Annotated in this window: 27 protein-coding genes, 1 rRNA gene and 2 pseudogenes; 9 read left to right on the plus strand and 21 right to left on the minus strand. The window is 70.0% G+C overall.

The window, feature by feature from the left end; genetic code table 11:
* A pseudogene (locus U9R90_RS14525) lies at positions 1-284 on the plus strand (hypothetical protein); the annotation flags it as partial.
* Between the two features lie 127 nt (positions 285-411).
* On the plus strand, positions 412-873 hold the full coding sequence (locus U9R90_RS14530; protein ID WP_411056850.1) for a VOC family protein: 462 nt from the start codon (positions 412-414) through the stop codon (positions 871-873).
* 127 nt (positions 874-1,000) lie between these two features.
* On the opposite strand, the gene lysS is transcribed toward U9R90_RS14530, so the two are convergent.
* Positions 1,001-2,737, minus strand: coding sequence for a lysine--tRNA ligase (gene lysS, locus U9R90_RS14535; RefSeq protein WP_411056851.1), 1,737 nt, complete (start codon positions 2,735-2,737; stop codon positions 1,001-1,003).
* Between the two features lie 275 nt (positions 2,738-3,012).
* Between lysS and argS the strand changes: the two genes are divergently transcribed.
* Positions 3,013-4,809 (plus strand): arginine--tRNA ligase, encoded by a 1,797-nt coding sequence (gene argS / locus U9R90_RS14540; protein ID WP_411056852.1) that lies wholly within the window; start codon positions 3,013-3,015, stop codon positions 4,807-4,809.
* A 116-nt stretch (positions 4,810-4,925) separates the two neighbouring features.
* On the opposite strand, the pseudogene U9R90_RS14545 reads toward argS, so the two are convergent.
* Both U9R90_RS14545 and U9R90_RS14550 read right to left on the minus strand, forming a co-directional pair.
* Positions 4,926-5,039: pseudogene (locus tag U9R90_RS14545) on the minus strand (PLP-dependent aminotransferase family protein); the annotation flags it as partial.
* A gap of 116 nt (positions 5,040-5,155) precedes the next feature.
* Complete coding sequence (locus U9R90_RS14550) at positions 5,156-5,455, minus strand: SCO0607 family lipoprotein (RefSeq protein ID WP_411056853.1); 300 nt, start codon at positions 5,453-5,455, stop codon at positions 5,156-5,158.
* A gap of 240 nt (positions 5,456-5,695) precedes the next feature.
* Between U9R90_RS14550 and U9R90_RS14555 the strand changes: the two genes are divergently transcribed.
* Together U9R90_RS14555 and U9R90_RS14560 are read left to right on the plus strand one after the other, a co-directional pair.
* On the plus strand, positions 5,696-6,601 hold the full coding sequence (locus U9R90_RS14555) for an NAD(P)-dependent oxidoreductase (RefSeq protein ID WP_411056854.1): 906 nt from the start codon (positions 5,696-5,698) through the stop codon (positions 6,599-6,601).
* Positions 6,602-6,617: 16 nt separating this feature from the next.
* Positions 6,618-6,806: a DivIVA domain-containing protein gene (locus U9R90_RS14560; RefSeq protein ID WP_411056855.1), complete on the plus strand. Its 189-nt coding sequence runs from the start codon at positions 6,618-6,620 to the stop codon at positions 6,804-6,806.
* Here U9R90_RS14560 and hemB read toward each other — a convergent pair.
* The 6 genes from hemB to U9R90_RS14590 all read right to left on the minus strand — a co-directional run bounded on the left by hemB (position 6,769) and on the right by U9R90_RS14590 (position 13,569).
* The gene (gene hemB, locus U9R90_RS14565; protein WP_411056856.1) at positions 6,769-7,758 is read right to left on the minus strand and encodes a porphobilinogen synthase; all 990 of its coding nucleotides are present in this window, start codon (positions 7,756-7,758) and stop codon (positions 6,769-6,771) included. The genes U9R90_RS14560 and hemB overlap by 38 nt on opposite strands.
* A gap of 102 nt (positions 7,759-7,860) precedes the next feature.
* Positions 7,861-9,519 (minus strand): uroporphyrinogen-III synthase, encoded by a 1,659-nt coding sequence (locus U9R90_RS14570; protein ID WP_411056857.1) that lies wholly within the window; start codon positions 9,517-9,519, stop codon positions 7,861-7,863.
* Positions 9,516-10,475, minus strand: coding sequence for a hydroxymethylbilane synthase (gene hemC, locus U9R90_RS14575; RefSeq protein WP_411056858.1), 960 nt, complete (start codon positions 10,473-10,475; stop codon positions 9,516-9,518). Before hemC ends, U9R90_RS14570 begins: the two co-directional genes overlap by 4 nt.
* Positions 10,472-12,151 (minus strand): glutamyl-tRNA reductase, encoded by a 1,680-nt coding sequence (locus tag U9R90_RS14580; protein ID WP_411056859.1) that lies wholly within the window; start codon positions 12,149-12,151, stop codon positions 10,472-10,474. The genes hemC and U9R90_RS14580 overlap by 4 nt, the downstream gene beginning before the upstream one ends.
* Positions 12,148-12,972, minus strand: coding sequence for a redox-sensing transcriptional repressor Rex (locus tag U9R90_RS14585; RefSeq protein WP_411056860.1), 825 nt, complete (start codon positions 12,970-12,972; stop codon positions 12,148-12,150). Before U9R90_RS14585 ends, U9R90_RS14580 begins: the two co-directional genes overlap by 4 nt.
* Positions 12,973-13,269: 297 nt before the next feature.
* A complete protein-coding gene (locus tag U9R90_RS14590) occupies positions 13,270-13,569 on the minus strand; it encodes a glutaredoxin family protein (RefSeq protein WP_411056861.1) in 300 nt (99 codons plus the stop codon).
* Between the two features lie 184 nt (positions 13,570-13,753).
* On the opposite strand from U9R90_RS14590, the gene U9R90_RS14595 reads away from it, so the two are divergent.
* From U9R90_RS14595 to U9R90_RS14605, 3 genes are all read left to right on the plus strand, one after another.
* Positions 13,754-14,713 carry an HAD family hydrolase gene (locus U9R90_RS14595; RefSeq protein ID WP_411056862.1) on the plus strand — a complete coding sequence of 320 codons (960 nt, stop codon included), beginning with the start codon at positions 13,754-13,756 and terminating at the stop codon, positions 14,711-14,713.
* A gap of 359 nt (positions 14,714-15,072) precedes the next feature.
* Entirely contained in the window at positions 15,073-15,849 is a 777-nt protein-coding gene (locus U9R90_RS14600) for an ECF subfamily RNA polymerase sigma factor, BldN family (RefSeq protein WP_411056863.1), read from the plus strand.
* A 251-nt stretch (positions 15,850-16,100) separates the two neighbouring features.
* A complete protein-coding gene (locus U9R90_RS14605; protein WP_411056864.1) occupies positions 16,101-17,282 on the plus strand; it encodes a DUF5667 domain-containing protein in 1,182 nt (393 codons plus the stop codon).
* 169 nt (positions 17,283-17,451) lie between these two features.
* On the opposite strand, the gene U9R90_RS14610 is transcribed toward U9R90_RS14605, so the two are convergent.
* The 8 genes from U9R90_RS14610 to U9R90_RS14645 form a co-directional block, all read right to left on the minus strand.
* The gene (locus U9R90_RS14610; protein WP_003948845.1) at positions 17,452-17,550 is read right to left on the minus strand and encodes a 30S ribosomal protein bS22; all 99 of its coding nucleotides are present in this window, start codon (positions 17,548-17,550) and stop codon (positions 17,452-17,454) included.
* A 111-nt stretch (positions 17,551-17,661) separates the two neighbouring features.
* Positions 17,662-17,871, minus strand: coding sequence for a helix-turn-helix domain-containing protein (locus tag U9R90_RS14615; RefSeq protein ID WP_411056865.1), 210 nt, complete (start codon positions 17,869-17,871; stop codon positions 17,662-17,664).
* Positions 17,872-17,999: 128 nt separating this feature from the next.
* Positions 18,000-18,815: a phosphatase gene (locus U9R90_RS14620; RefSeq protein ID WP_411056866.1), complete on the minus strand. Its 816-nt coding sequence runs from the start codon at positions 18,813-18,815 to the stop codon at positions 18,000-18,002.
* 145 nt (positions 18,816-18,960) lie between these two features.
* Positions 18,961-20,124, minus strand: a complete 1,164-nt coding sequence (locus U9R90_RS14625) for an acetoin utilization protein AcuC (RefSeq protein WP_411056867.1) — start codon at positions 20,122-20,124, stop codon at positions 18,961-18,963.
* Positions 20,075-21,322 carry an MFS transporter gene (locus U9R90_RS14630; RefSeq protein WP_411056868.1) on the minus strand — a complete coding sequence of 416 codons (1,248 nt, stop codon included), beginning with the start codon at positions 21,320-21,322 and terminating at the stop codon, positions 20,075-20,077. Before U9R90_RS14630 ends, U9R90_RS14625 begins: the two co-directional genes overlap by 50 nt.
* 50 nt (positions 21,323-21,372) lie before the next feature.
* Positions 21,373-22,017 carry an HAD family hydrolase gene (locus U9R90_RS14635; RefSeq protein ID WP_411056869.1) on the minus strand — a complete coding sequence of 215 codons (645 nt, stop codon included), beginning with the start codon at positions 22,015-22,017 and terminating at the stop codon, positions 21,373-21,375.
* A gap of 68 nt (positions 22,018-22,085) precedes the next feature.
* A 5S ribosomal RNA gene (gene rrf, locus U9R90_RS14640) occupies positions 22,086-22,201 on the minus strand.
* A 292-nt stretch (positions 22,202-22,493) separates the two neighbouring features.
* Entirely contained in the window at positions 22,494-22,655 is a 162-nt protein-coding gene (locus U9R90_RS14645) for a hypothetical protein (RefSeq protein ID WP_411056870.1), read from the minus strand.
* A gap of 57 nt (positions 22,656-22,712) precedes the next feature.
* Here U9R90_RS14645 and U9R90_RS14650 point away from each other — a divergent pair, with 57 nt between their 5' ends.
* Positions 22,713-22,850 carry a hypothetical protein gene (locus U9R90_RS14650; RefSeq protein ID WP_411056871.1) on the plus strand — a complete coding sequence of 46 codons (138 nt, stop codon included), beginning with the start codon at positions 22,713-22,715 and terminating at the stop codon, positions 22,848-22,850.
* 81 nt (positions 22,851-22,931) lie between these two features.
* Here U9R90_RS14650 and U9R90_RS14655 read toward each other — a convergent pair whose 3' ends face one another.
* The 4 genes from U9R90_RS14655 to U9R90_RS14670 form a co-directional block, all read right to left on the minus strand.
* Entirely contained in the window at positions 22,932-23,474 is a 543-nt protein-coding gene (locus tag U9R90_RS14655; protein WP_411056872.1) for a hypothetical protein, read from the minus strand.
* A 317-nt stretch (positions 23,475-23,791) separates the two neighbouring features.
* Positions 23,792-24,601: a pyrroline-5-carboxylate reductase gene (gene proC / locus U9R90_RS14660; protein ID WP_411056873.1), complete on the minus strand. Its 810-nt coding sequence runs from the start codon at positions 24,599-24,601 to the stop codon at positions 23,792-23,794.
* Positions 24,602-24,706: 105 nt separating this feature from the next.
* Complete coding sequence (locus U9R90_RS14665; protein WP_411056874.1) at positions 24,707-25,459, minus strand: ABC transporter permease; 753 nt, start codon at positions 25,457-25,459, stop codon at positions 24,707-24,709.
* A complete protein-coding gene (locus U9R90_RS14670) occupies positions 25,456-26,301 on the minus strand; it encodes an ABC transporter ATP-binding protein (protein ID WP_411056875.1) in 846 nt (281 codons plus the stop codon). Before U9R90_RS14670 ends, U9R90_RS14665 begins: the two co-directional genes overlap by 4 nt.
* Between the last annotated feature and the right edge of the window lie 114 nt (positions 26,302-26,415).

Raw genomic sequence — 26,415 nt, forward strand, 5'->3', positions numbered from 1 at the left:
CCCCCGAGGCGGGCCAGGAGCCGCACCCCGCCCCCGAGGAGCCCGCGGCCTCCGCGCTCCCCGATGACATCCCTCGCGAGGAGGCGTACTTCGGCGCGTTCCGCAAGTACGTCAACGAGCACGGCGACTTCCCCAACGCCCGCCAGTTCGGGATCTACCTCCAGGACCTGTACGGCGTGACAGGCCGCACCGGCGGCCCGCTGACCGAGAGTTCGCTGCGCGGCTATCTGCGGGACTTCCGCGGCCGCTACCAGCAGGAACTGGACGCAGAGCACATCGCGTAGCGCGCCACAGCCCCACCCCTAACCCCCTATCGACACATGACCAGTTGACACTGCTCGCACTTAACCGCTAACTTTCATTTCACCGGTTAGGGGAAATCCCCCCGACCCCAGACGGAAGAAGCGTGTGATGACGACGAGCAGCATCCAGTCCCTGCAGACCGGCCACATCGGGCTGAACGTCACCGACCTGGACCGTTCCGTGGACTTCTACGGGAAGGTGTTCGGCTTCGCGGTGCAGGCCGAGGGCAAGGAGGAGGGCCGCCGCTTCGCCTTCCTCGGCCGCGACGGCAAGCTGCTCGTGACGCTCTGGCAGCAGAGCACCGAGGGCTTCCCCACCGACCGCGCCGGGCTGCACCACCTGTCGTTCCAGGTCGAGTCCATCGACGAGGTGCGGGCGGCCGAGGACATCCTGCGCGATCTGGGCGCCGAATTCGCCTACGACGGCGTGGTGCCGCACGGCGAGGGCGCCGCGTCCGGTGGCATCTACTTCACCGACCCGGACGGCATCCGCCTGGAGATCTACGCGCCGACCGGCGCCGAGTCCGCGACCGCGCCCACCGCCGAGGCGCCCACCTGCGGGTTCTTCTGATCCGCGACCGCGATATGCGTGTGCCCGCAAAACAGGACCGGACGGGCCCCAGGGAGCCCGTCCGGTCATCACGCACTAGGGGTGCACCAGGGAGTGTCTCCCCCTAGGAGACGCCCCCTAGGACCTGCTACGCGCCAAGCAGCTTGCGCACCCGGTCCGCCCCCACCGCGAGCAGCAGCGTGGGCAGCCGCGGCCCGGTGTCCCGGCTGACCAGCAGCCGGTAGAGCAGCGCGAAGAACGACCGCTGCGCGCCCTTGATCTCCGACGGCAGCTCCTTGGGCGTCGCGTCCGGCGAGAACCCGGCCTGCACCTTCGGCACGCCGTAGACCAGGTGCGTCAGCCCGTCCAGCGACCAGTGCTCGTCAAGCCCCTCAAGCAGCAGCCGCAGCGACTCGCGCCCCTGCTCGTCCAGCGAGCCCAGCAGCTCCGCGTCCGGGGTCTCCCGTACGACGGTGCGCGACTCGGCCGGTACCTGGGTGGAGATCCAGGCCTCGGCCCGGTCCAGTCGGGGCTGTACGTCGTCCAGCGAGGCCAGCGGCTGGGTCGGGTCGAGCTCGGACAGGATGCGCAGAGTCTGGTCCTCGGCTCCGGCCGTGATGTCCGCGACGGAGGCCAGCGTCCGGTACGGCAGCGGGCGCGGGGTACGCGGCAGGTCACCGGCGGCGGTCGCGGCGGCCCGTGCGTACGCGGCCGCGTCGGCGGGCAGCGCGGAGCCGTCGGCGACCTTGGCGACGAGCTTGTCCCACTCGTCGTACAGCCGCTGGATCTCCTGGTCGAAGGCGATCTTGAAGGACTGGTTCGGGCGCCGCCGCGCGTACAGCCACCGCAGCAGCTGCGGCTCCATGATCTGCAGCGCGTCCGCGGGAGTCGGCACTCCGCCCTTGCTGGACGACATCTTGGCCATCCCCGAGATGCCCACGAAGGCGTACATCGGGCCGATCGGCTGCTTGCCGCCGAAGATCCCGACGATCTGGCCGCCGACCTGGAACGACGACCCGGGCGACGAGTGGTCGACACCGCTCGGCTCGAAGATCACGCCCTCGTAGGCCCAGCGCATCGGCCAGTCGACCTTCCAGACCAGCTTGCCGCCGTTGAACTCGGACAGCAGCACCGTCTCGGCGTGGCCGCACTGGCAGGTGTACGCCAGCTCGGTGCTCTCGTCGTCGTACGAGGTGACCGTGGTCAGGTCCTTCTGACAGGCGGTGCAGTACGGCTTGTACGGGAAGTACCCGGCCGAGCCGCTGCTGCCGTCGTCCTCGCTCGCGGCGCCGGAGCCCTCGGCGGCCTCCAGCTCGGCCTCGTCGACGGGCTTCTGCGACTTCTTGGCCGGGGCCTTCTTGGTGCGGTACTGGGCGAGGACCGCGTCGATGTCGCCGCGGTGCTTCATCGCGAACAGGATCTGCTCGCGGTAGACGCCCGAGGTGTACTGCTCGGTCTGGCTGATGCCGTCGTACTCGACGCCCAGCTCGTCCAGCGAGCGGGTCATCGCGGCCTTGAAGTGCTCGGCCCAGTTCGGGTACGCGGATCCTGCCGGGGCCGGGACCGAGGTCAGCGGCTTGCCGATGTGCTCGGCCCAGGACTTGTCGGTGCCGGGGACACCCTCCGGGACCTTGCGGTACCGGTCGTAGTCGTCCCAGGAGATCAGGTGCCTGACCTGGTAGCCGCGGCGGCGGATCTCGTCGGCGACCAGGTGCGGGGTCATCACCTCGCGCAGGTTGCCCAGGTGGATCGGGCCCGAGGGGGACAGGCCGGACGCGACGACCACCGGTTTCCCAGGCGCACGACGCTCCGACTCCTCGATGACCTCGTCCGCGTAGCGGGAGACCCAGTCGGTTGTCTCTGTGCTCTGAGCCACGATCGGCACGTCCTCTGCTTCCTGAAGGATTCACGACATCTGGCGTAAGCCATTCTCCCAGACGGAGCGGGTTGCTCCGTGGTTGCCCGCCTTCCCGAGAACGAGCGGCCGTCTCGCCCGGAACGAGCGGCCGTCTCCCCCGGGAGCGAGTCGCCGTCTCCCCCGGGAACGAGCCGCCCGTCTCTCCCGGGAACAAGCCGCCCGTTTCCCCCGAGAAACCGGTGGCGCGCCCATGGGAGAATCCCTACGACCAACAACCCCACCACCGACAGGAACGGCACCCCATGGCCTCGGTCCCTTCCCTTGCTTCGACGGTCCACCAGCGCCTCGCGGACGCCCTCACGGCAGCCCTGCCGGAGGCCGGTTCCGCGGACCCGCTGCTGCGCCGAAGCGACCGGGCCGACTTCCAGGTCAACGGGATCCTGGCGCTCGCCAAGAAGCTCAAGGGCAACCCGCGCGAGCTGGCGGCGAAGGTCACCGACGGTCTTCCGCAGGGCGGCGAGGCCGACCTGATCAAGGAGATCGAGGTCTCCGGACCCGGCTTCCTCAACATCACCGTCTCCGACCGGGCGATCACCGAGACCCTGGCCGCCCGCGCCGCCGACGGCGACCGGCTCGGCGTCCCGTACGCCCCGGACGCGGGCACCACGGTGATCGACTACGCGCAGCCGAACGTGGCCAAGGAGATGCACGTCGGCCACCTGCGGTCCGCCGTGATCGGCGCGGCGATGGTGGAGATCCTGGAGTTCACCGGCGAGAAGGTGGTCAGGCGCCACCACATCGGCGACTGGGGCACCCAGTTCGGCATGCTCATCCAGTACCTGATCGAGCACCCGCACGAGCTGGACCACAAGGCGTCCGCCGCCACCGACGAAGAGGCCTCCGGCGAGGAGGCCATGTCCAACCTCAACCGGCTCTACAAGGCCGCGCGGACGGTCTTCGACGCCGACGAGGAGTTCAAGGACCGGGCCAGGCGCCGGGTCGTGGACCTCCAGGCGGGCGACGAGGAGACCCTCGCGATGTGGGGGAAGTTCGTCGACGAGTCGAAGGTCTACTTCTACTCGGTGTTCCACAAGCTGGACATGGAGATCCAGGACGCGGACATCGTCGGTGAGTCCGGATACAACGCCATGCTGGAGGAGACCTGCAGCCTGCTGGAGGAGTCGGGCGTCGCGGTCCGCTCCAACGGCGCGCTCTGCGTCTTCTTCGACGACGTCAAGGGCCCGGACGGCAACCCGACCCCGCTGATCGTCAAGAAGTCCGACGGCGGCTACGGCTACGCGGCCACCGACCTCTCCGCGATCCGCGACCGCGTCTTCCAGCTGAAGGCGAGCACTCTGCTGTACGTGGTGGACGCCCGGCAGTCGCTGCACTTCAAGATGGTCTTCGAGACGGCCCGCCGGGCTGGCTGGCTGAACGACGAGGACGTCAAGGCGGTCCAGCTGGCGTTCGGCACGGTGCTCGGCAAGGACGGCAAGCCGTTCAAGACCCGTGAGGGCGAGACGGTCCGGCTGGTCGACCTCCTCGACGAGGCGATCGACCGGGCGACGGTCGTCGTACGCGAGAAGGACACCAGGGGCGAGCTCACCGAGGAGGAGATCGCCGAGCGGGGCGCGCAGGTCGGCATCGGCGCGGTGAAGTACGCGGACCTGTCCACGTCGGCGGCCCGCGACTACAAGTTCGACCTGGACCAGATGGTGTCCCTGAACGGCGACACCTCGGTCTACCTCCAGTACGCGTACGCCCGTATCCAGTCCATCCTCCGCAAGGCGGGCGAGTCCCGGCCGGTGGCACACCCCGAGCTGGAACTCGCCCCGGCCGAGCGCGCGCTGGGTCTGCACCTGGACCAGTTCGCGGAGGTCATCGCGGACGCGGCGCACGAGTACGCACCGCACAAGCTGGCGGCGTACCTCTACCAGCTGGCCTCACGCTTCACTACGTTCTACGACCAGTGCCCGGTGCTGAAGTCCGGGGTCCCTGCCGATGTCGCCGAGAACCGCCTGTTCCTGTGCGACCTCACGGCCCGCACCCTGCACCGGGGCATGGCCCTGCTGGGCATCAGGACGCCCGAGCGCCTCTGAGGTGCCCGCCACGGGTGGTCTGGTCGGTCAGCCGCACCAGACCACCCGCGCCACTCGTCGGTCGGCCTCACCGAACCTGGGGTTCGGCGTGTGCAGGTCGGCGGCCTGCCCACAGCCCGCACCGCGACCTCGGCGACCGGCTGCCGACGCACGGCGGGCATCGTCCGCCCAGTGGGGTGCTGGAAAGTCGGCACGGTGTAAAGGAACTTGAGCCGCTCGCGGACGACGAGCGCGGCCCACAACTGCACCTGCCGCACACAGGCACACGCAAGAGAACGCCCCGCACTCACCTCCCGGGAGGCGCGTGCGGGGCGTTCGCGATGTCACGTCGGCCGTGGAGCCAAGCTCACTCGTCGGCAGGAGCCTTGATGATCTTGCCGTTCTCGTCCACGGTGTGGGTCTCCCAGTACTTGTCCCACTTGTCGCCCACGTGCTCGGGAACCTTGCCCTCCGGATAGCGGACGTACCCCTTCGGCGGCTCCTCGCCGTTGGACACGCATGCGCTGCCGGTGCTGCCGACCGTCATGACCGGATACTCGCCGCCGCCGCAGCTCGCGTCCTCCAACGAGCAACCGGTCAGGATCACGGCGGTCACTCCGGCCAGTGCGAGGCCGAGCGTGGCGCGAACTCGGTTGGTCGTACGCATGGTTGGCTCCCTCTGGGTGGTGTGTACGACCCACCCTGCAAGACGCGGGAGCGCCCCTCATGAGTACGCGTACTCAGGCAGGTGGGTACGCCCCCGGAGAACCCCGAGCAGGCTGCCCCGGTTGTCAGCGGCCACCTACCAAAAGGTGAGTACCCCACTTAATAGTCGGTACTTGTGACACCGAGCGCGCCCCGGCGAGGATGAGACCACTCCCCACCACCCCGCCTGAAAGGGCTCCCCATGCCTGCCTCCGCGCCCACCACCTCCGCCTCCGTCCTCGGCCTCGGCATGATGGGCACCGTCCTCGCCACCGCCCTGCTCAAGGCCGGACACTCCACCACCGTCTGGAACCGCAGCCCCGCCAAGACCGGACCGCTCGCCGCCCAGGGCGCGACGCCCGCCGACACCGCCGCCGACGCCGTCACCGCCAGCCCGCTGGTGATCGTCTGCCTGCTGGCGAACGACCACGTGCGCGAGGTCCTGGACAGCGAACACCTCGACCTCACCGGCAAGACCGTCGTCAACGTCACCAACGGCACCCCCGGCCAGGCCCGCGCCCTCGCCGCCTGGGTCACCGAGCGCGGCGCCCGGTACATCGACGGCGGCATCATGGCCGTACCGCAGATGATCGGGGTCCCGGAGACGGGCGCGTACGTCCTCTACAGCGGCGACCAGAAGGCGTACGAGGAGCACCGCGCCACCCTCGCGGCCATGGCCGAAACGCGCTGGACCGGAACCGATCCCGGCCTGGCCGCGCTCCAGGACCTGGCCCTGCTCACCGGCATGTACGGCATGTTCATCGGCGTGGTGCAGGCCTTCACGCTGGTCCGCTCGGAGGGCATCTCCGCCGCGGAGTTCTCGGAGCGCCTGGTGCCGTGGGTCAGCGCCATGTTGTCGGCCGCGCCCGAGTGGGGCGAGGCGATCGACTCCGGGCAGCACCTGACCGACGTGTCCAGCCTCGCCGTCAACCAGGCCGCCTTCCCCAACTTCCTGCATGCCTACGCCGAACAGGGCATCAGCGGCGAGCTCTTCGCGCCCTTCCAGAAGCTCCTCGACCGCGCGATCGCCGAGGGCCACGCGGCCGACGGCATGTCCCGCCTGTCGGACCTGCTCCAGCTGGACGGCACTGGCCCCGGCCCCCGCTGACGCGTAGATTCACGCCATGTTCGACATCGCGCGCAGGGGATACGACAGAGACCAGGTCGACGCCTACGTGGCGGCGCTGGCCGACGGCGCCGCCAAGACGCCAACAGCCCCGCCGGAGTTCGAACTCGCCCGGCGGGGCTACGACCGCGCCCAGGTCGACGCGTACCTCAGAGCTGCCGCGCCACCTCTGTGGCCCAGTACGTGAGGATCATGTCCGCACCCGCACGCTTGATCCCGGTCAGGCTCTCCAGGATCGCCTTGTCCCGGTCGATCCAGCCCTTCTCGGCGGCCGCCTCGACCATCGCGTACTCGCCGGAGATCTGGTACGCCGCCACCGGCACGTCCACCGAGGCCGCGACCTTCGCCAGGATGTCCAGGTAGGGGCCCGCGGGCTTGACCATCACCATGTCGGCGCCCTCTTCGAGGTCGAGCGCCAACTCCCGCAGGGACTCACGGGCGTTGGCAGGGTCCTGCTGGTACGTTTTGCGGTCGCCCGTGAGCGAGGACCCGACGGCCTCGCGGAACGGACCGTAGAAGGCGGAGGAGTACTTCGCGGTGTAGGCGAGGATCGACACGTCCTCGTGGCCCACCTGGTCCAACGCGTCGCGGACGACGCCGACCTGACCGTCCATCATGCCGCTCGGGCCCACCACATGGGCACCCGCGTCGGCCTGGACCTGCGCCATCTCGGCGTACCGCTCCAGAGTCGCGTCGTTGTCGACGCGGCCGTCGGCGGCCAGCACGCCGCAGTGCCCGTGGTCGGTGTACTCGTCCAGGCAGAGGTCGGACATGACGACGAGCTCGTCCCCGACCTCGCTGCGCACATCGCGGAGCGCGACCTGCAGAATCCCGTCCGGGTCGGTGCCCGCCGTACCCGCGCCGTCCTTCTTGGCGTCGTCCGGCACCCCGAACAGCATGATCCCGGAAACCCCGGCCTCGACCGCCTCCACGGCGGCCTTCCGCAGGGTGTCCCGGCTGTGCTGAACGACACCCGGCATCGCGCTGATCGGCACCGGCTCACTGACGCCCTCCCGCACGAACGCGGGCAGGATCAGATCGGCCGGGTGCAGCCGGGTCTCGGCGACCATGCGCCGCATGGCGGGAGTGGTACGAAGCCGCCGAGGCCGCGCCCCGGGAAATGAACCGTACGTAGTCACTGACTTCTCACCTCGTGGTGTCAAAACCTCGCCGGACGGGCTGAATTATCAGCCCGTCCGGCGATTGAGGACAAAACGGGGGTCCAACGGGGGTCCAGGGGACTAGGTAGTAGCCCGCCTGCGCCGCGCGCCCGGCCGCCGCTCGCTGGGCCGGGTCACCGTCTCCCCGGCCTCCAGCGCCGCCGCCCGGCGCCCCGCGCCGAAGTCCGCCAGCGCCTCAGCCAGCTTCAGGACCGACGGCTCCGGAGCCATCACATCCACCCGCAGCCCGTGCTCCTCGGCGGTCTTCGCGGTCGCCGGACCGATACAGGCGATCACCGTCACGTTGTGCGGCTTCCCGGCGATCCCGACCAGGTTCCGCACGGTCGAGGACGAGGTGAACAGGACCGCGTCGAAGCCACCGCCCTTGATCGCCTCACGCGTCTCCGCGGGCGGCGGCGAGGCCCGTACCGTCCGATAGGCGGTGACGTCGTCGACCTCCCACCCCAGATCGATGAGCCCCGCGACCAGCGTCTCCGTCGCGATGTCGGCCCGCGGCAGGAACACCCGGTCGATCGGGTCGAAGACCGGGTCGTACGGCGGCCAGTCCTCCAGGAGACCCGCGGCGGACTGCTCACCGCTGGGCACCAGATCCGGCTTCACACCAAACGCGATCAGCGCGTTCGCGGTCTGCTCGCCGACCGCGGCGACCTTTATCCCCGCGAAGGCACGCGCGTCGAGCCCGTACTCCTCGAACTTCTCACGGACGGCCTTCACCGCGTTGACGCTCGTGAAGGCGATCCACTCGTACCGGCCCGTCACCAGGCCCTTGACCGCGCGCTCCATCTGCTGCGGTGTACGCGGCGGTTCGACGGCGATCGTCGGGACCTCGTGCGGCACAGCGCCGTACGAGACAAGCTGGTCGGAGAGCGAGGCCGCCTGCTCCTTGGTCCGCGGCACCAGCACCTTCCAGCCGAACAGCGGCTTGGACTCGAACCAGGACAGCTGGCCCTGCCGGGCGGCGGCGGAACGCTCACCGACCACGGCTATGACGGGCTGGTGTCCCTGCGGCGAGGGCAGCACCTTGGCCTGCTTGAGCACCTGGGCGACCGAGCCGAGCGTCGCGTTCCACGTACGCTGCCGGGTCGTCGTCCCGGCGACGGTGACCGTCATCGGGGTGTCCGGTTTACGGCCCGCGGCCACGAGTTCACCGGCGGCCGCGACGACCCCGTCCAGCGCCACCGACACCACGACCGTGCCGTCGCTCGCGCCGACCTCGGTCCAGCAGCGGTCGGATGCCGTACGGGCGTCGACGAAGCGCACATCGGCGCCCTGCCCGTCCCGCAGCGGCACCCCCGCGTACGCGGGCACCCCGACCACGGTCGCGACACCCGGCACCACCTCGAAGGTGATGCCCGCCGCGGCGCAGGCGAGCATCTCGTCACCAGCGCCGGTGTCGAGGCCGGGGTCGCCGCTCACCGCACGGACGACCCGCTTGCCGCCGCGCGCGGCCGCCATGACAAGATTGGCCGCATCCGCGGGTGTTGATGACGCGTCAGCCACCGGCTGCTGCGGCATGCCGGGGATCTCGGCGCCGGCCCGCGCATGAGCACGTACGACATCGAGAACATCCGGATCGGCGATCAGTACGTCCGCTCCGGCGAGTGCCTCGACCGCCCGTAGTGTGAGCAGTCCCGGATCCCCGGGTCCGGCACCAAGGAAGGTGACGTGCCCTGGCGCGGTGGACGCCGAAGGTGAAGGTACAGAGGCGGTGGGGCTCAAAGTGCTCGCTCCCCCATCAGACCGGCCGCACCCTTGGCCAGCATCTCGGCCGCGAGCTCGTGGCCCAGAGCCTCCGCTTGGTCATGCGTGTGGGGTACGGGACCGGTGGTGGACAACTGCACCAGCGTCGAGCCGTCGGTCGCGCCGACGACGCCGCGCAGGCGCATTTCCTTGACAACCTGACCGTCGGCCAGCAGATCGGCCAACGCACCCACAGGTGCGGAGCAGCCGGCCTCCAGGGCGGCGAGCAGGGAACGCTCGGCGGTCACGGCGGCCCGTGTGTGCGGGTCGTCGAGCTCGGCGAGAGCGGCGGCGAGGTCCGCGTTGGCGGCGGTGCACTCGACAGCCAGTGCCCCCTGGCCGGGGGCGGGCAGGATCACGTCGACCGACAGGAAGTCGGTCACCTCGTCGATCCTGCCGACGCGGTTGAGCCCGGCCGCGGCAAGCACCACGGCGTCCAGCTCACCACTGTGTACGAAACCGATCCGGGTGTCGATGTTGCCCCGGATCGGCACGGTCTCGATACGCAGACCGTGGTTGCGGGCGTACGCGTTGAGCTGGGCCATCCGCCGCGGCGAGCCGGTGCCGACGCGGGCGCCGTCCGGGAGCTCGGCGAAGGTCAGTCCGTCGCGTGCGATCAGTACGTCGCGGGGGTCCTCGCGCTGCGGGATCGCGGCCAGCACCAGCTCGTCCGGCTGGGTGGTCGGCAGGTCCTTCAGCGAGTGCACGGCGAAGTCCACCTCGCCGCCGAGCAGCGCGTCGCGCAGCGCGGTGACGAAGACGCCGGTACCGCCGATCTGCGCGAGCTGCTCGCGCGAGGTGTCACCGTACGTCGTGATCTCGACAAGCTCGACGGCCCGCCCGGTCACCTGCCGTACGGCCTTCGCCACCTGCTCGGACTGGGTCATGGCGAGCTTGCTTCGCCTCGTCCCCAGCCTGAGTGCCTTCGGGTTCATGACCGCCCTCTATTCGGGTCGTCCGTATCGACCGTATCGGCCCGTGAGACGGCGGCGACCGTCTCCGGATCGAGGTCGAAGAGTGTTCGCAGCGCATCGGCGTACCCGGCGCCGCCGGGCTCGCTGGCGAGCTGCTTGACCCGCACGGTCGGGGCGTGCAGGAGTTTGTCGACGACGCGGCGCACCGTCTGCGTCATCTCGGCGTGCTGCCGCTCGTCCAGGTCGGGGAGGCGGCCGCGCAGGCGGGTGATCTCGCTCTCCACGACGTCGGCGGCCATGGTGCGCAGGGCGACCACGGTCGGGGTGATCTGCGCGGCCCGCTGGGCGGCACCGAAGGCGCTGACCTCGGCGGCGACGATCTCGCGCACCTGGTCGACGTCGGCGGCCATGGGGGCGTCGGCGGATGCCTCGGCGAGCGACTCGATGTCGACCAGCCGTACGCCGTCGAGCCGGTGCACGGCGGCGTCGATGTCCCGGGGCATGGCCAGATCGAGCAGGGCGAGCCGCGTCGGCGAAGTGTCGCCCGCCGTGGGCACCACCGTGAGTACGGGGTCGCCTTGGACGGATTCCGCCACCGACACCGCAGGCCGCTCCAACGTCGACCCGTTGTCGACCCAGGTGCCGTGCAGCCCCAGAGACTCGGCGTCGGCGGGGGCGCCCTCCGGCACCACGGGGCACCCGGCGGCAGACCCCGCACCGGAATCCACGGCGGAGGCAGAGGCGTCAACGATCCGCCCATCGCGCGCGGCCGCGGCCGCGAGCCGCGCCACCAGACTCCCGTCAGGAGCCCGCAGCCGCGAGACGTCGGGGCGCACGGCCCCGTCAGAGGCAGGCGTCGGCCGCCCGGCCAGCGCGGTAGCCACGGCGTCACCCGTCAGTACGAGCCCCGTGGCCCCCGTACAGGAGACGGCGACATCGACTCGTGTCAGTTCGGCCGCTACGAGCTCCATCGGTACGGCCCTGGCCACGACACCGGGCCCGCCGTCCGCGAGGTTGCGCGCGAGCCGCTCGGCCCGTTCCAACGTCCGGTTGGCGACGACCACTTCGGCGACCCCGACCCGCGCCAGCGTCGCCGCCGCGAGCGAGGACATCGAGCCCGCGCCGATCACCAGGACCCGCTTGCCGTCCGCCCAGCGCTCGACGGGCGAGTCCGCCGCGAGCTGCTCAAGGCCGAAGGTGACGAGCGACTGCCCGGCCCGGTCGATGCCGGTCTCGGAGTGCGCGCGCTTGCCGACCCGCAGCGCCTGCTGGAAGAGGTCGTTCAGCAGGCGGCCCGCGGTGTGCTGGTCCTGCGCTGTGGCGAGCGAGTCCTTGATCTGGCCGAGGATCTGCCCCTCGCCGACGACCATGGAGTCCAGCCCGCAGGCCACCGAGAACAGGTGGTGGACGGCGCGGTCCTCGTAGTGCACATAAAGATAGGGAGTGAGCTCCTCGAGCCCGACCCCGCTGTGCTGCGAGAGCAGGGTGGAGAGCTCGGCGACGCCCGCGTGGAACTTGTCCACGTCGGCGTACAGCTCGATGCGGTTGCAGGTGGCGAGCAGCGTGGCCTCGGCGGTCGGCTCGGCGGCGACCGCGTCGTGCAGCAGCTTGACCTGCGCGTCAGGGGCGAGCGCGGCCCGCTCCAGGACGCTGACCGGTGCGCTGCGGTGGCTCAGCCCGACGACGAGAAGACTCATGCCGGCATCACGGCGGGGACATCCCCGTCGGGTCCCTTCCGGTCGGCGGCATCGACATCGGCCCCGGCGTCGCCGTGCGCGGCGGGCGCGGGCGTCGCTACGGCGTCGGCGGGCGAGGCCGCGGCGTCGGCGGCGGTGGCCGCGACGGCGTCGGCCTCCTCGCCGGCCTTGCGCTGCTCGTGGAAGGCGAGGATCTGCAGCTCGATCGAGAGGTCGACCTTGCGTACGTCGACGCCGTCCGGCACCGACAGGACGGTCGGCGCGAAGTTCAGGATGGAGGTGACACCGGCCGCGACCAGCCGGTCGCACACCTGCTGGGCCGCACCGGCCGGGGTCGCGATGACGCCGATGGAGACACCATTGCTCTGGATGATCTTCTCCAGGTCATCGGTGTGCTGCACCGGCATTCCCGCCACGGGCTTTCCGGCCATCGCCGGATCGGCGTCGATCAGTGCGGCGACCCGGAAGCCGCGGGAGGCGAAGCCGCCGTAATTGGCCAGCGCGGCGCCGAGGTTACCGATACCGACGATCACGACCGGCCAGTCCTGGGTCAGGCCCAGTTCGCGGGAGATCTGGTAGACGAGGTACTCGACGTCGTACCCCACACCGCGTGTTCCGTAGGACCCCAGGTAGGAGAAGTCCTTGCGCAGCTTCGCGGAGTTGACCCCCGCCGCGGTCGCGAGCTCCTCGGAGGAGACCGTGGGTACCGAGCGCTCGGACAGTGCCGTCAGGGCGCGGAGGTACAGCGGAAGCCGGGCGACAGTGGCCTCGGGAATCCCTCGGCTACGGGTCGCCGGTCGGTGAGTTCGGCCAGTTGCCACGGTGCTCCTGCGGGTAGAGCGGGGCTGCGGGCGGTCGCTTGTCCCAAGACCGCCCCGTCGAATGCAGGCTATGTCTTTGTGAACGCGTGCACAAAGATTGTGTCCGCTTTGTCCGGCCAAAGTGACCGGGGTCACGCACCACTTATGCGCCATCGTGGAACCACCGCACAGGCAGCCACGTTGGGTACCCAAAGGGGACAAGACCGCCCACACTCCTTACGATTTCCTGCCCCCACAACCCAAACCGCCTTCGATCGTAAACGACTTTTCAGACCAGCCGGTCAGTCCGGAACAGGGTTAGGTGGTGAGGGCGCGCCGGAGGCGGTCCTCGTTCACACGCCAGAAGTCGTGCTGGTCGCCGTCGATCAGCACCACCGGGATCTGCTCCCAGTACTTCCGGTACAGCTCCTCGTCCTGCGTGATGTCTTTGGTCTCCCAGGCGGCTCCCGTCTCGCCGCAGACCTTCTCGATCACTTCCTGTGCCGTTTCACACAGATGACAGTCGGGCTTGCCGATCAGGGTGACGAGTCGGTCCTCAGGCTTCTTCTTGTCCGCGCTCTTGCCCGCGCGGCGGAAAATGGGGCTCATACCGCCCATTCTCGCGCGCCCGTACGCGTCCGGGGACCCCCAGCCCCGCCGCACCCGCCTTACTCCACTCCCCCACGACCGAGCCCGCCTCCGGTACCCGACCGTCCCCTTAACGGCGCGGTAGCGGACTGTTCACAGGCTTCGAATCCGTTCGACCCCGGATCCGCCGAACAGACTGGCTATGCTCACGGGCATGGCCGCTCTCGGATGGCTCACTCCCCGTAGGCGCTCCGCCACCGCGCGAAGCGTTCTGGCAGGCGAGGCCTCGGCAGAGGCAGCGCGCAAGTCGTCGCAGGAACTGCAGGAACTCGAAGAACCAGAGGCGCTCGCACCCGCCGAAGCCCAGGAGGCGGAGCGCGCGCCGGAGTTCCCCGTCGTCGGCGACGACAAGGCCGCCGCCTTCTTCGACCTCGACAACACCGTGATGCAGGGCGCCGCGATCTTCCACTTCGGCCGCGGCCTCTACAAGCGGAAGTTCTTCCAGCGCCGCGACCTCACCCGGTTCGCCTGGCAGCAGGCCTGGTTCCGGCTGGCCGGGGTCGAGGACCCCGAGCACATGCAGGACGCCCGCGACAGCGCGCTGTCCATCGTCAAGGGCCACCGGGTCTCCGAGTTGATGTCCATCGGCGAGGAGATCTACGACGAGTACATGGCCGAGCGCATCTGGCCGGGCACCCGCGCCCTGGCCCAGGCCCACCTGGACGCGGGCCAGCGGGTCTGGCTGGTCACCGCCGCCCCCGTGGAGACCGCGACGATCATCGCCCGCAGGCTGGGCCTGACCGGGGCGCTCGGCACGGTCGCCGAGTCCGTGGACGGTGTGTACACCGGCAAGCTGGTGGGCGAGCCGTTGCACGGCCCGGCGAAGGCCGAGGCGGTGCGCGCGCTGGCCGCGGCCGAGGGTCTCGATCTGGGCCGCTGCGCCGCGTACAGCGACTCGCACAACGACATCCCGATGCTGTCCCTCGTCGGGCATCCGTACGCGATCAACCCGGACAGCAAACTGCGCAAGCACGCACGCGCACGCGACTGGCGACTGCGCGACTACCGCACGGGGCGCAAGGCGGCCAAGGTCGGCATTCCCGCCGCGGCCGGTGTCGGCGCCCTGGCCGGCGGCACCGCGGCCGCGATCGCCGTACACCGCCGCCGCCACTGACCTGCTTGTCCGGCTGGGGGCCCGGGGGCCACGCGGCGGAGCCGCACATGTCAACGCCCCCGGGAAAACGCAGCACCCGCGCCCCCGCCCCGCCAGTCCCCTTCATGGCACTCGGCCACAACACGCCCCGCACCCAGACAGATCACGGTCTAATCCGATCAACAACCGCTCACGCTCCGGTACTTAAAGCGGCGTGGATCGGTAACAGAAGAGACGTAATCGATGATTTGAGCAACTGGGTGTAGCACTGCCTGTACGAAGCGTTATTCTCCTCAGACGCACACAGGACCCCACACGTTGCCACGACGCGTGACCGGTCCCGCACTGAACGTGATGGAAGCTCTGCCTCTGGGAGTCCCGTGTACCCACACGTCGGGGTTGACGCCTCGGGCCTGGCTACGCTCCGCGCAACGGTCATCGACCACTTGCGCGGCTTCGTCCCCACCGCGTACGCCGTCCCCGCCTTCGCCGTCCCTGCACCTGTCGGCCCCTGCTATGCCCTGGCCGAGAACACCGCGGCCGTCGGCAGACGCACCCGCTCAAGCGCGGGCGCGTCGACGACCGCCCGCCGCCCCGCCGCGGACAGCGACAGCGCCCGCATGATGGACCTGGTCGAGCGCGCCCAGGCCGGTGAGACCGACGCCTTCGGGCGCCTGTACGACCAGTACAGCGACACCGTGTACCGCTACATCTACTACCGCGTCGGGGGCAAGGCCACCGCCGAGGACCTGACCAGCGAGACCTTCCTGCGCGCCCTGCGCAGGATCGGCACCTTCACCTGGCAGGGGCGTGACTTCGGCGCCTGGCTGGTCACGATCGCCCGCAATCTGGTCGCCGACCACTTCAAGTCGAGCCGCTTCCGGCTCGAAGTGACCACCGGCGAGATGCTCGACGCCAACGAGGTCGAGCGCAGCCCGGAGGACTCCGTCCTGGAGTCCCTCTCCAACGCCGCCCTCCTGGAGGCCGTACGCCGGCTCAACCCGCAGCAGCAGGAGTGCGTGACCCTGCGCTTCCTGCAGGGGCTCTCGGTCGCCGAGACCGCCCGCGTGATGGGCAAGAACGAAGGGGCCATCAAGACCCTGCAGTACCGCGCGGTCCGCACCCTCGCCCGGCTGCTCCCCGACGATGCCCGGTAGTCTCGCCGGGCGGCCCGCCCGGCGACGTACCGCGACTGCCAACTCGCCATGGGTGACCACACGATGCGAAAGCGGTCCGATCATCTTCCGTCCGTAACCCAAGTGCCGCGACGGTCGTTGTGTGGGATGCAGGCTCCCTGTGGTCGCACCCTGTCCGCAGCCGCTCACTCGATCGTGTGGCCGTGCTCAGGACGTGCAACCCTCAGGACCCCCTGGGGAGTCGGACGTCATGACGAGAGGAGGTGCCGCCAGTGATCGCGAATGTTTCGGCACACCGGCGGGCGAACGCCTTCGCCCAGGCCCTGGATGAACAGTCCGACCAGGGCACGGCGGCCGAACAGTCAGCAGTCCCCCGCTCCTCCGAAGAGGCCGAGCGGGACAGACTGTTGGCCCTGGCGGCCGATATCGGCGAGCGACCGAAACCACAGCTGGACCCCGAGGTCAAGGTGGTCCAGCGGGCACAGCTGGTGGCCGCCATGGAGGCCATGCTGCAGGACGGCACCGTGCCGGGCGGCGAGGCCTCAGTGCCCGAGCAGCGGTCCCGCAAGGGCGCCCACCGGGCAGGCCCGCTGGGCAAGCTGCGACCGCGCTCCCGCCTGTCGAAGGGCCTCGCAGCGGGCGGACTCACCGTCGGTGTGGCCGCCGGAGCCTTCGGCGGTGTGGCCGCCGCCAGCTCCGACGCCCTGCCGGGCGACTCGCTGTACGGCCTCAAGCGCGGCATGGAGGACTTCAAGCTCAACCTGGCCGGCAGTGACTCCTCACGCGGCGAGCTCCACCTCGACCAGGCCTCCACTCGGCTGTCCGAGGCCCGCCGCCTCATGGAGCGCGACCGCTCCGGCCCCCTGGACCACGAGTCCCTCGGCGAGATCAGGCGCGCCCTGTCCGGCATGCGGCACAACGCCGCCGAGGGCCACCGGCTGCTCCACGAAGCACACGAACGCGACGGCTCCCTGGGCCCGATCCAGTCCCTGGAGTCCTTCTCCCGTTCACACCGCGACAGTTGGAGCGCCCTGCGCGACCGGCTGCCCATCCAGCTGACCGACGTCAGTGAAGAAGTGAGCTCGGTCTTCGACGCCATAGACGCAGAGGTCGCTCCGCTGCAGTCACAACTCCCGCTGTCCCCGGACGACAAGAGCCGCGGCTCCGAGCGCCCGAGCCAGCAGAGCCCCGGCGCCACCGGCGAGCAGGACAGCCCGAGGCCCAGCGCCTCCGGCTCCGACTCCGCATCGGACGGCGCCGCTGCCGGAGCCGCCACCGGCCAGCCGGGCAGCAGCAGCGGGCCGCAGCCCGACAGCTCCGGCTCCCAGCAGGACGACGGGCTGCTCGGCGGCGGCACCGGCGGACTGCTCGACCCGCCCAAGGACGAGACGAGCCCCACCCCGTCCGACGGCGGCGAGCGGGAGTCCAGCCCCACCCCCGCCCCCGANCCGTAGCGGGTTGATGTTGCGCTGTGATGACCGCATGCTGCACGAGGTGACGGGAAGTCGCCCCCGAAACCGCCCCGGAACCGCCCCGAAGCCGCCCCCGGAAACGGCCCCCGAAACTGCCGAAGCCCCCCACCTTGCGGCGGAGGGCTTCGGAGCGCGCTGTCTCAGCAGTCGCTTACTTCTTGTTGCGACGCTGAACGCGGGTGCGCTTCAGCAGCTTGCGGTGCTTCTTCTTGGCCATCCGCTTACGCCGCTTCTTGATAACAGAGCCCACGACTACCCTCGCTCACTTCTCATCACTTGGTGCGGGGCAGACTGGGCCCACACGACCTACGTCGGCCTAGCCTACCCGCCCAAGCTCCGAGCCCGTAATCGAGGTGGCCGATCAGCCCGTCTCCACCCCCACGTAGGAGTCGCGAAGGTACTCGTGGACCGCGTTCTCCGGGACTCGGAAGGACCTCCCCACCCGGATGGCGGGCAGATGACCGCTGTGCACCAAGCGGTACACGGTCATCTTGGATACTCGCATCACCGTGGCGACCTCCGCCACGGTCAGGAACACAACCTCACTGAGAGGCCTCTCGCCAGCAGCCATGACACACCTGAACCTTCCGCACGCGATGGACACCGGCTTCCCCTTCCGGTGACTCCTTGTCGCTGTGCGCTCACTCCCAGAGTAGGGGCGGGTGATGCGAGTGGGGAAGAGGAGCTGCGATCGGCCGCCTACCGTGACAGACACGCTCGATTGAGTACATAGCGAGTAAGCGGTCGGTAGTAATCAGACCGCACAGCGTCATCAAGCGGAACGGCGACGGACACCCGCCCCTCGGCCTCTCCGACGAACAGCGCGGGATCATCCGTATCCGCCAGTCCGATCGCCTCAATACCTAGCTGACCTGCACCGCAGACCCATCCGTGATCCCCGATCACCAGCTCGGGCAGCGGCCCGCCGGCCTCCGCGGCAGCGGCCAGAACGGTACGAACCGGGAGGGGTGAGTGGGTATGTGCGCCGGTCGCACAACCCGGGCTCCCTCCGCCGCCTTCGCGCACCAACGCGACTCTTCGTACGTAGTCAAGGTTGTACGTGCGTAGGCCGAACCGGGTCGTTATGTCGACAGAGCTACCCCGCGCGGGGGTGAGGACGGCACATCCCACTGTCGACAAAGCGTCTGCCAGGGCGGCGTAGAAGCCCAGGAGCCGGTGCGGATGACCGGTCCCCAGCAGCACCGGGGCCCGGCGTTCCGCTGCCGCACCCAGCCTCTGGGCAAAGGCGTCCAGCCCCGCCAGGGTTCGCTCGGGGTCGATCACATCCGGCCCGGTGGTGTGCTCGGGATCGGCCGAAACCCCGCACCTGTCGGCCATCAGCGCGATCAGATCCCGGGCCCCCCAGGGCCGTTCCGGATCGAGCCCGAGCAGCACCCGTGGGTCCCTGGCCGCGAAGAGACGATAGCTCCGCAGGCTGGCCTCCCGCGTAGTGGCCACGGGCCCGGCCAGCCGGGCCGCCAGCAGATGCGCACGTAGCGCGCCGGTGCTCAACACCCTGCGATGCTGCCGCACCCCTCCCCCGGCAGCCCCCAAAACCCCGAAAACACCGCACAGTCGGCGTAACCACGCGTACGCTCCGCGAGTCGCCGGAAGCTGGCTGCCCAAGCAAGAAGCTGGCTGCCCAAGCAGGCGGTAGGCCCTACGGCAGCAGCCCCCGCAACGGAAACACCGCCCGCCGCGTCGCCAGCACCGCCTGATCCAGCCGGTCGGCGGGGTCGTAACCGGACTCCCAGTCCTTCCATTCCGGCACCCGCCCGTCCGTCATCCGCCGCGGCGCGGGCTGCCGAGTCCGCGCGTACACCTCGGCCCGCCACTCCTCGGGCACCTCGGCCGTCGGCGGGATCGGCCGCCCCGCCGCGATCGCCGTCAGATGCGTCCAGGACCGCGGCACCACGTCCACCACCGCGTACCCGCCGCCACCCAGCGCGACCCAGCGCCCGTCGGCGTACTCGTGAGCCAGGTCATGGCACGCCTCCTGCACCATCCGCTGCGCGTCAAGCGACACCGCCAGATGCGCCAGCGGATCCTCGAAGTGGGTGTCGGCGCCGTGCTGGGTCACCAGCACCTGCGGCCGGAACTCGGCGAGCAGCTCGGGCACCACACCATGGAAGGCCCGCAGCCACCCCGCGTCCCCGGTCCCCGCGGGCAGCGCCACATTGGCCGCGCCGCCCTCGGCCGCGCCCGTCTCCTGCGGCCACCCGGTCCCCGGAAAGAGGGTCCGCGGATGCTCGTGCAGCGAGATCGTCAGAACCCTCGGGTCCTCCCAGAACGCCGCCTGCACCCCGTCCCCGTGGTGCACGTCCACATCCACATACGCCACCCGCTCGACACCGAGCTCCAGGAGCCGGGCGATCGCCAGCGCCGCGTCGTTGTAGATACAGAATCCGGCCGCACCGCCGGGCATCGCATGGTGCAGCCCGCCGGCGAAGTTCACCGCGTGCGCCACATCGCCGCGCCACACGGCCTCGGCCGCGCCCACCGACTGCCCGGCGATCAGCGCCGACACCTCGTGCATCCCGGCGAAGGCCGGATCGTCCAGGGTCCCGATGCCGTACGACCCGTCGGCCGCCCCCGGGTCGGCCGAGGCCGCCTTGACCGCGTCCACATAGTCCTCGCGGTGCACCAGGCGCAGCGTCGAGTCCCCCGCGGGCTTGGCCCGTACGACCGCCAGATGGCGTTCGAGCTCGAAGGCACCGATAAGACTCCTGGTCAGCGCAAGGCGCACCGGGTCCATCGGATGCTGGGGCCCGAAGTCATAGCCCGTTACTGCCTCGTCCCACATCAGCTGTGCGCGGCCGCTCATGCCCGTCACCGTATCGGTCCGACTCTGGCGCAAAAGAGCGGGCGTACCGCAAGGTGACCAGCACCAGCACCATCGGCACCAGCATGGCCCCCCGGTAACTCCACAGGTCCCCGACCACCCCGACCAGCGGCGAACCGACCAGGAACCCGACATAGTTGAAGATGTTCAGCCGCGCGACGGCCGCATCGGACGCCCCGGGGCCGTGCCGCTCCACCGCGAGCCGCCCCGCCGCGGCGAAGGTCTGCGGCACGATCACACACAGCCCGAGCCCCAGCAGTGTGAAGCCGAGCATCCCCACCCAGGCCCCCGGCGCCACAGCCACCACAGCGAACCCGAGCGCCGCCAGGACCGTCCCCACCCGCACCACCGCCACCGCACCGAAGCGGCGCACCCCCAGATCCCCGACGGCCCGCCCGATCAGCGTCGTGACCATGTAGATGTTGTACGGGACGGTCGCCAGCTGCTCCGAGCCGCCGAGCACGTCCTGCAGATACTTCGCACTCCAGTTGGAGACCGTCGAGTCCCCGATATACGCGAACGTCATCACCAGGCAGAGCGGCAGCAGCAGCTTGAACGACACCGAGTGCTCCCGCCGCGCACCTCCCGTGGGAGCCGTGGGAGCACTCCGCTCAGGCCGCTCCCCGTCCACGTACCAGCGACTGGCGAGCAACACCCCCGGCGCCAGCACCACGACCACCGGCAGATACGCCACGAACAGCGGCAGCCCGCCACGCGCCCCCACCCACGCCAGCGAGGCCCCGACGATCCCACCCAGGCTGTACGCCGCATGGAAGCCGAGCATGATGCTGCGCCCGTACGTGCGCTGCAGGCTCACCCCGAGCATGTTCATGGACGCGTCCAGCGCACCCACCGAAAGCCCGAACACCCCCAGCGCGACGGCCACCTGCCACAGCTCACGTCCGGCCCCCACACCGAGCAGCGACAGCAGCACCACCGGCTGGGACCACCGCAGTACGCGACTGGGCCTGACCCGTCGGACCAGGCGCTCAGTGGCGACGCTGCCGACCCCCGCGAGGATCGGCACCGCGGCGAGGAAGGCGGGCAGCAGCCCGTCGGATATCCCGTAGCGGTCCTGGATCGCGGGGATACGCGTCACCAGAAGCGCGAAGGCCACACCCTGAACGAGGAAACTGACCGCCAGGGACGCCCTGCCGTACCGCAACCGCGCAGTTGTCATGGCCGCACAGCGTAAGGCCGATCGCTACCAGCCGGTAGCCGCTTGCGACATCAACTCAGCAGTTCCATCAGCCGTCCCATGTCGGAGAAGTACGCGTTGGCCCCCTCCAGCCGCTCCGAGGGCATCATCGCCGTGTACCCGTACACCGCCATCCCGGCGGCGAGCGCGGCCCGGACGCCGAGCGGACTGTCCTCCACGACGACGCACTGCTCGGGCGCTACGCCCATCCGCTCGGCCGCGTGCAGAAAGAGGTCGGGCGCGGGCTTGCCCCGCCCCACGTCCTGCGAGCTGAAGATCCACTCCTCCTCGAACCACTCGTCGAGTCCGGTCGACCGGTGTCCGACCCGGATGCGCTCATGCGTCCCGGAGGAGGCGACGCAGTACGGGACACCCTCCACGGTGAGCTTCTCGAGCACGTCGGTGACTCCGGCCACCGGCTTCAGCTCCCGCTGGAACGCGGCGAACACCCGGGCGTGGAACTTCTCGTCGAAGTCCTCGGGCAGCTGCTGCCCGGTCCGCTCGCGGACCAGATCGTGGACGCGGTGCATGGCCGAGCCCATGTAGTCACGGACGGACTCCTCGTACGTGGTTGGGTGCCCCAGCTCGGTGAGGTACTCGGCGAGGATCGTGTTGGAGAGCGGCTCGCTGTCCACGAGGACGCCGTCGTTGTCGAAGATCACCAGGTCGTAGCGCATACTCCGACCATAAACGCAAAATAGCCCCGGCCCCCGAGTGAAAACTCGGGAGCCGGGGCTCAAATTTAGTTCGGCGGCGTCCTACTCTCCCACAGGGTCCCCCCTGCAGTACCATCGGCGCTGTAAGGCTTAGCTTCCGGGTTCGGAATGTAACCGGGCGTTTCCCTCACGNCTTTCCGGCGAGTCCGACTCTATCAGATCCTTTCGGGCCTGACCCCCAGTCAGCGAGGTTTGCCTTCCCGGCTGTTGGGCCGTTCCGACGAGTGAGACTTTAGCGGAATCCGGGCCCCCGACCTAATCGGGGTTGCGCCCTTTCGAACGCGGATTCCTCATCCTGCAAAAGCGTACGAAAACGAGCCCACGACAGAGCGCAGTTCGTTCTAGTAGATCTTGCGGAGTGGCTGCCCGGGGACCGACCAGGAGTCGGCGCTCACGTCGGGCAACCCGGAGAACACTACGGAGCGGGTATGGGCGTGTCAACCCGGCGCGGCGTCGTAACCCTCCTGGGTCTGCACAGTCCGCAGCGCGTCCGCGAAGCGCTGGCCCTCGGGGCACAGGAACGGGGTGGTGCGGCACCCGGGGCAGGCGGCGGCGTGGTCGAGCAGCACGACGTACGCGTCCTTATTCAAGGGGATCACCGGGTCCCCCTTGCAGCGGGGCACTGACACGGCGGCTAGGCCAGCGACTCCGGCGTGGTGAACGCGACGGCAGCGAAGGCCATGCGGCACGTACGGGAACAGGGGTGGACGCGGGGCGAAGTCGGCCTGGGCACGTTCGTAGTCGAACAGCCGCCCGCCGCAGCATCCGAGGGCGACGGCATCGCCGCCAACTGAGTGCCGGTTTCTGAGCCCCGGTTCTGACCAGCCCTCGGTCCTACGCTGGCGTGGTGTCCGAGGGCGACGGGATCGAAGTGCTCAGCCGAGCGTGGCGCCGAAGGCCCCGGCCCTCGCGTCGGCTTCCGTCAACTGAACTGTTCCCCGGTGCGAGACCTCCACCTTGTAGAAACCCTTGCCCGTGGGGACGTCGTCGACCGACACGTCGAACCGGCATGTGGTGCCAACCCTCGTCGATTCACCGAGGTAGGCGGTGGCCACCACCGACCCAGCCGCGTCGTACACCGTGACCGCGGTGCCCTCGGCGATGTCGTCGTACCCATCACCGCCCTTGCAGCCCCCGCTCCCGTCACTGACAACACCGGCGGTGAGCTCGAACGTTCCGGTCAGAGTGAACGTGGCTGGGGCCGTGGTATCAGGAGCTGACGGCGCGACGCTGCCCGTAGTTTCCGGCGGGGCGGCACCGTCTCCACTACCCGTGAAAGCCCACACAGCCCCCAGGGCACCAGCGCCTACGACCACGCCGACCGAGGCCGCGAGGAAGAGATCCAGACGCCTCCGCTTCGGCGCGGGCGGAGAAGCCGAGGGCAAGTCAGCGGGCGGAGGATCGGCATCACCACTCATGAGCGCTCCCAAGCAGCCGCCTGCGATGCATTCCATGGATGCGTCAGTCGCAGCTCGATGACCAGCACTACAAGCGCCGCCCCTCTCCGCGCTCGCCCCTGACGTTCATATCCTCAGGGTGCGCCGGAGTGCCCAGATTCGCATTGCAGACATCCCAGAGAGGTTGACCAGGCGGCGGCCCTCGAACGCGAGACGCTGCCCGGCTACGTTGCGCGGGGAACCTGGGCGCCGAGTGTCAGGCGCTGCGCCCGGTTCAAGCACATGTACTGACAGTGCCCCGGACGCGGGGCAAGGGACAGCGGGTCACCAGGGGCAGGTCAGCCGTTGCCTGAGGCCAGTTCTCTGCTGCGGTCGCGGGCGGCCTCGAGAGCGGCGATGAGGGCGGCTCGTACGCCGTGGTTCTCGAGTTCGCGGATGGCGTTGATGGTGGTGCCCGCGGGCGAGGTGACGTTCTCGCGGAGCTTGACCGGGTGTTCGCCGCTGTCGCGGAGCATCACGGCGGCGCCGATCGCGGCCTGGACGATCAGGTCGTGGGCCTTGTCGCGGGGCAGGCCGAGGAGGATGCCCGCGTCCGTCATGGCCTCGACGAGGAAGTAGAAGTACGCCGGGCCCGAGCCGGAGAGTGCGGTGCAGGCGTCCTGCTGGGCCTCGGGGACGCGGAGGGTCTTGCCGACGCCGCCGAAGATCTCCTCGGCGTGGGCGAGGTGCTCGGCGGTGGCGTGGCTGCCGGCCGAGATGACGGACATCGCCTCGTCCACCAGGGCCGGGGTGTTCGTCATGACCCGGACGACCGGGGTGTTCGGGGCCAGCCTCTCCTCGAAGTAGGAGGTGGGGATGCCTGCGGCGCCGCTGATGACCAGGCGGTCGGCGGGGACGTGCGGGGCGAGTTCGTCCATCAGGGTGCCCATGTCCTGCGGCTTGACCGTGAGGATGAGGGTGTCGGCGGTCTTGGCGGCCTCGGCGTTGCTGACCGGGGTGACGCCGTAGCGGGTGCGGAGCTCGTCGGCGCGCTCCTGGCGGCGGGCGGTGACCAGCAGGTCGGCGGGGGCCCAGCCGGCCCGGATCATTCCGCTGAGCAGGGCCTCGCCGATCTTGCCGGTGCCGAGCACGGCGACTTTCTGTGTCATGTCGGGTTCGCCCTCCGGGTGCTGGTGTCGTCCGGAGTCATCCTCGCACCAGGGGTGCACCTCGGGGCGGCGTGTCCGATGGGCGGTACGGCGGTGTGGTGGCCGTCAGGCGGTGCGGCGGCGGAGGGTGGCCGCGCCAAGGACGAGGACGAACACGGCGCAGAGGGCGACGATCACCACGTCGCGGACGAAGTTGGCGGTGATGTCGGTGTGCCGCAGGACTTCGTTCATACCGTCGACCGCGTACGACATGGGCAGGACGTTGGAGATCTTCTCCAGGACCGGCTGCATGTTCTCGCGGGCGGTGAACAGGCCGCAGAGCAGGAGCTGGGGGAAGATCACGGCCGGCATGAACTGGACCGCCTGGAACTCGGAGGCCGCGAAGGCCGAGACGAACAGGCCGAGGGCGGTGCCGAGGATCGCGTCCAGCAGGGCGACCAGGAGGAGCAGCCAGGGGCTGCCGATCACGTCGAGGCCGAGTACCCACAGGGCGAGGCCGGTGGCGAGCAAGGACTGGATGACGGCCAGGGTGCCGAAGGCGATGGCGTAGCCGACGATCAGGTCGGCCTTGCCCAGTGGCATGGCGAGCAGGCGTTCCAGGGTGCCCGATGTGCGTTCGCGCAGGGTGGCGATGGAGGTCACCAGGAACATCGTGATCAGCGGGAAGATGCCGAGCAGTGAGGCGCCGATGTTGTTGAAGGTGCCCGGGCTGCCGTCGAAGACGTACCGGAGTAGGAGCAGCATCACGCAGGGGACCAGGAGCATCAGCGCGATGGAGCGCGGGTCGTGGCGCAGTTGGCGCAGGACGCGCGCGGCGGTGGCGAGGGTCCGGGGGCCGGAGAGTACGGCGGTGCTCATCGTGCGGACTCCTTGTCGTGCCGGGTCGCGTGGGCCGTCTGGGCCGCCTTGCGGGCGGCTGCCTCGTCGACCAGGCGGAGGAAGGCGCCCTCGACGGTTTCGCAGTCCATGCGGGTGCGCAGGGCGTCCGGGGTGTCGTCCGCGAGGATCTCGCCCTCGCGCATCAGGAGCAGGCGGTGGCAGCGCTCGGCCTCGTCCATGACGTGGGACGAGACGAGGATGGTGGTGCCGCCGCCGGCGATGACGGCGAAGAGGTTCCACAGGTCGCGGCGGAGTACGGGGTCAAGGCCGACGGTCGGTTCGTCCAGGACCAGCAGTTCGGGGGTGCCGAGCAGGGCGACCGCGAGGGAGACGCGGCTGCGCTGGCCGCCGGAGAGGTTTCCGGCGAGGGCGTCGGCGTGTGACGTGAGGTCGACTTCGGCGATCGCCCGGGTGACGTGTTCGCGGCGGCGGGCGGCGGCCGCGCGGCCGGGGTCGAGGATTGCCATGAAGTAGTCGAGGTTCTGGCGGACGGTCAGGTCGTCGTAGACGGACGGTGCCTGGGTGACGTAGCCGATACGGGAGCGGAGCCGGGCGTCGCCCGCGGGGTGACCGAGCACCTCCAGGGTCCCGGTGACCTTGGCCTGGGTGCCCATGACCGCACGCATCAGGGTCGACTTTCCGCAGCCGGAGGGCCCGAGGAGGCCGGTGATCTGCCCCCTCGGGACGGTGAAGTCGAGGCTGCGGAGTACTTCGCGCGGGCCGCGGACGACGCTGAGGTCTGCGGCGCGGATGGCGGCGGGCTGGGTGCCCGCCGTCCCGTCTGCCGCGCCGCTAGCGGAGTCGGGAGCGAAATTCATCATGTGATGAATAATGCGCCTGGTGGCTCCGCCGCGTCAAGCGGACCAGTCGGATGCGGGTGCGGTGCGGGTGCGGATGCGGATGCGGATGCGGCTAGCGGGTGGCGGGTGGCGGGT

It is taken from the genome of Streptomyces sp. E11-3 (genome assembly GCF_046540415.1).
Taxonomy (GTDB): domain Bacteria; phylum Actinomycetota; class Actinomycetes; order Streptomycetales; family Streptomycetaceae; genus Streptomyces.

Coding starts and splice junctions, on each gene's coding strand:
- U9R90_RS14530 (WP_411056850.1), top strand. CDS start 412: ATGACGACGAGCAGCATCCAGTCCCTGCAGACCGGCCACATCGGGCTG.
- argS (WP_411056852.1), top strand. CDS start 3,013: ATGGCCTCGGTCCCTTCCCTTGCTTCGACGGTCCACCAGCGCCTCGCG.
- U9R90_RS14550 (WP_411056853.1), bottom strand. CDS start 5,455: ATGCGTACGACCAACCGAGTTCGCGCCACGCTCGGCCTCGCACTGGCC.
- U9R90_RS14555 (WP_411056854.1), top strand. CDS start 5,696: ATGCCTGCCTCCGCGCCCACCACCTCCGCCTCCGTCCTCGGCCTCGGC.
- U9R90_RS14560 (WP_411056855.1), top strand. CDS start 6,618: ATGTTCGACATCGCGCGCAGGGGATACGACAGAGACCAGGTCGACGCC.
- hemC (WP_411056858.1), bottom strand. CDS start 10,475: ATGAACCCGAAGGCACTCAGGCTGGGGACGAGGCGAAGCAAGCTCGCC.
- U9R90_RS14580 (WP_411056859.1), bottom strand. CDS start 12,151: ATGAGTCTTCTCGTCGTCGGGCTGAGCCACCGCAGCGCACCGGTCAGC.
- U9R90_RS14590 (WP_411056861.1), bottom strand. CDS start 13,569: ATGGGCGGTATGAGCCCCATTTTCCGCCGCGCGGGCAAGAGCGCGGAC.
- U9R90_RS14595 (WP_411056862.1), top strand. CDS start 13,754: ATGGCCGCTCTCGGATGGCTCACTCCCCGTAGGCGCTCCGCCACCGCG.
- U9R90_RS14615 (WP_411056865.1), bottom strand. CDS start 17,871: ATGGCTGCTGGCGAGAGGCCTCTCAGTGAGGTTGTGTTCCTGACCGTG.
- U9R90_RS14625 (WP_411056867.1), bottom strand. CDS start 20,124: ATGAGCGGCCGCGCACAGCTGATGTGGGACGAGGCAGTAACGGGCTAT.
- U9R90_RS14630 (WP_411056868.1), bottom strand. CDS start 21,322: ATGACAACTGCGCGGTTGCGGTACGGCAGGGCGTCCCTGGCGGTCAGT.
- U9R90_RS14635 (WP_411056869.1), bottom strand. CDS start 22,017: ATGCGCTACGACCTGGTGATCTTCGACAACGACGGCGTCCTCGTGGAC.
- U9R90_RS14655 (WP_411056872.1), bottom strand. CDS start 23,474: ATGAGTGGTGATGCCGATCCTCCGCCCGCTGACTTGCCCTCGGCTTCT.
- proC (WP_411056873.1), bottom strand. CDS start 24,601: ATGACACAGAAAGTCGCCGTGCTCGGCACCGGCAAGATCGGCGAGGCC.
- U9R90_RS14665 (WP_411056874.1), bottom strand. CDS start 25,459: ATGAGCACCGCCGTACTCTCCGGCCCCCGGACCCTCGCCACCGCCGCG.
- U9R90_RS14670 (WP_411056875.1), bottom strand. CDS start 26,301: ATGATGAATTTCGCTCCCGACTCCGCTAGCGGCGCGGCAGACGGGACG.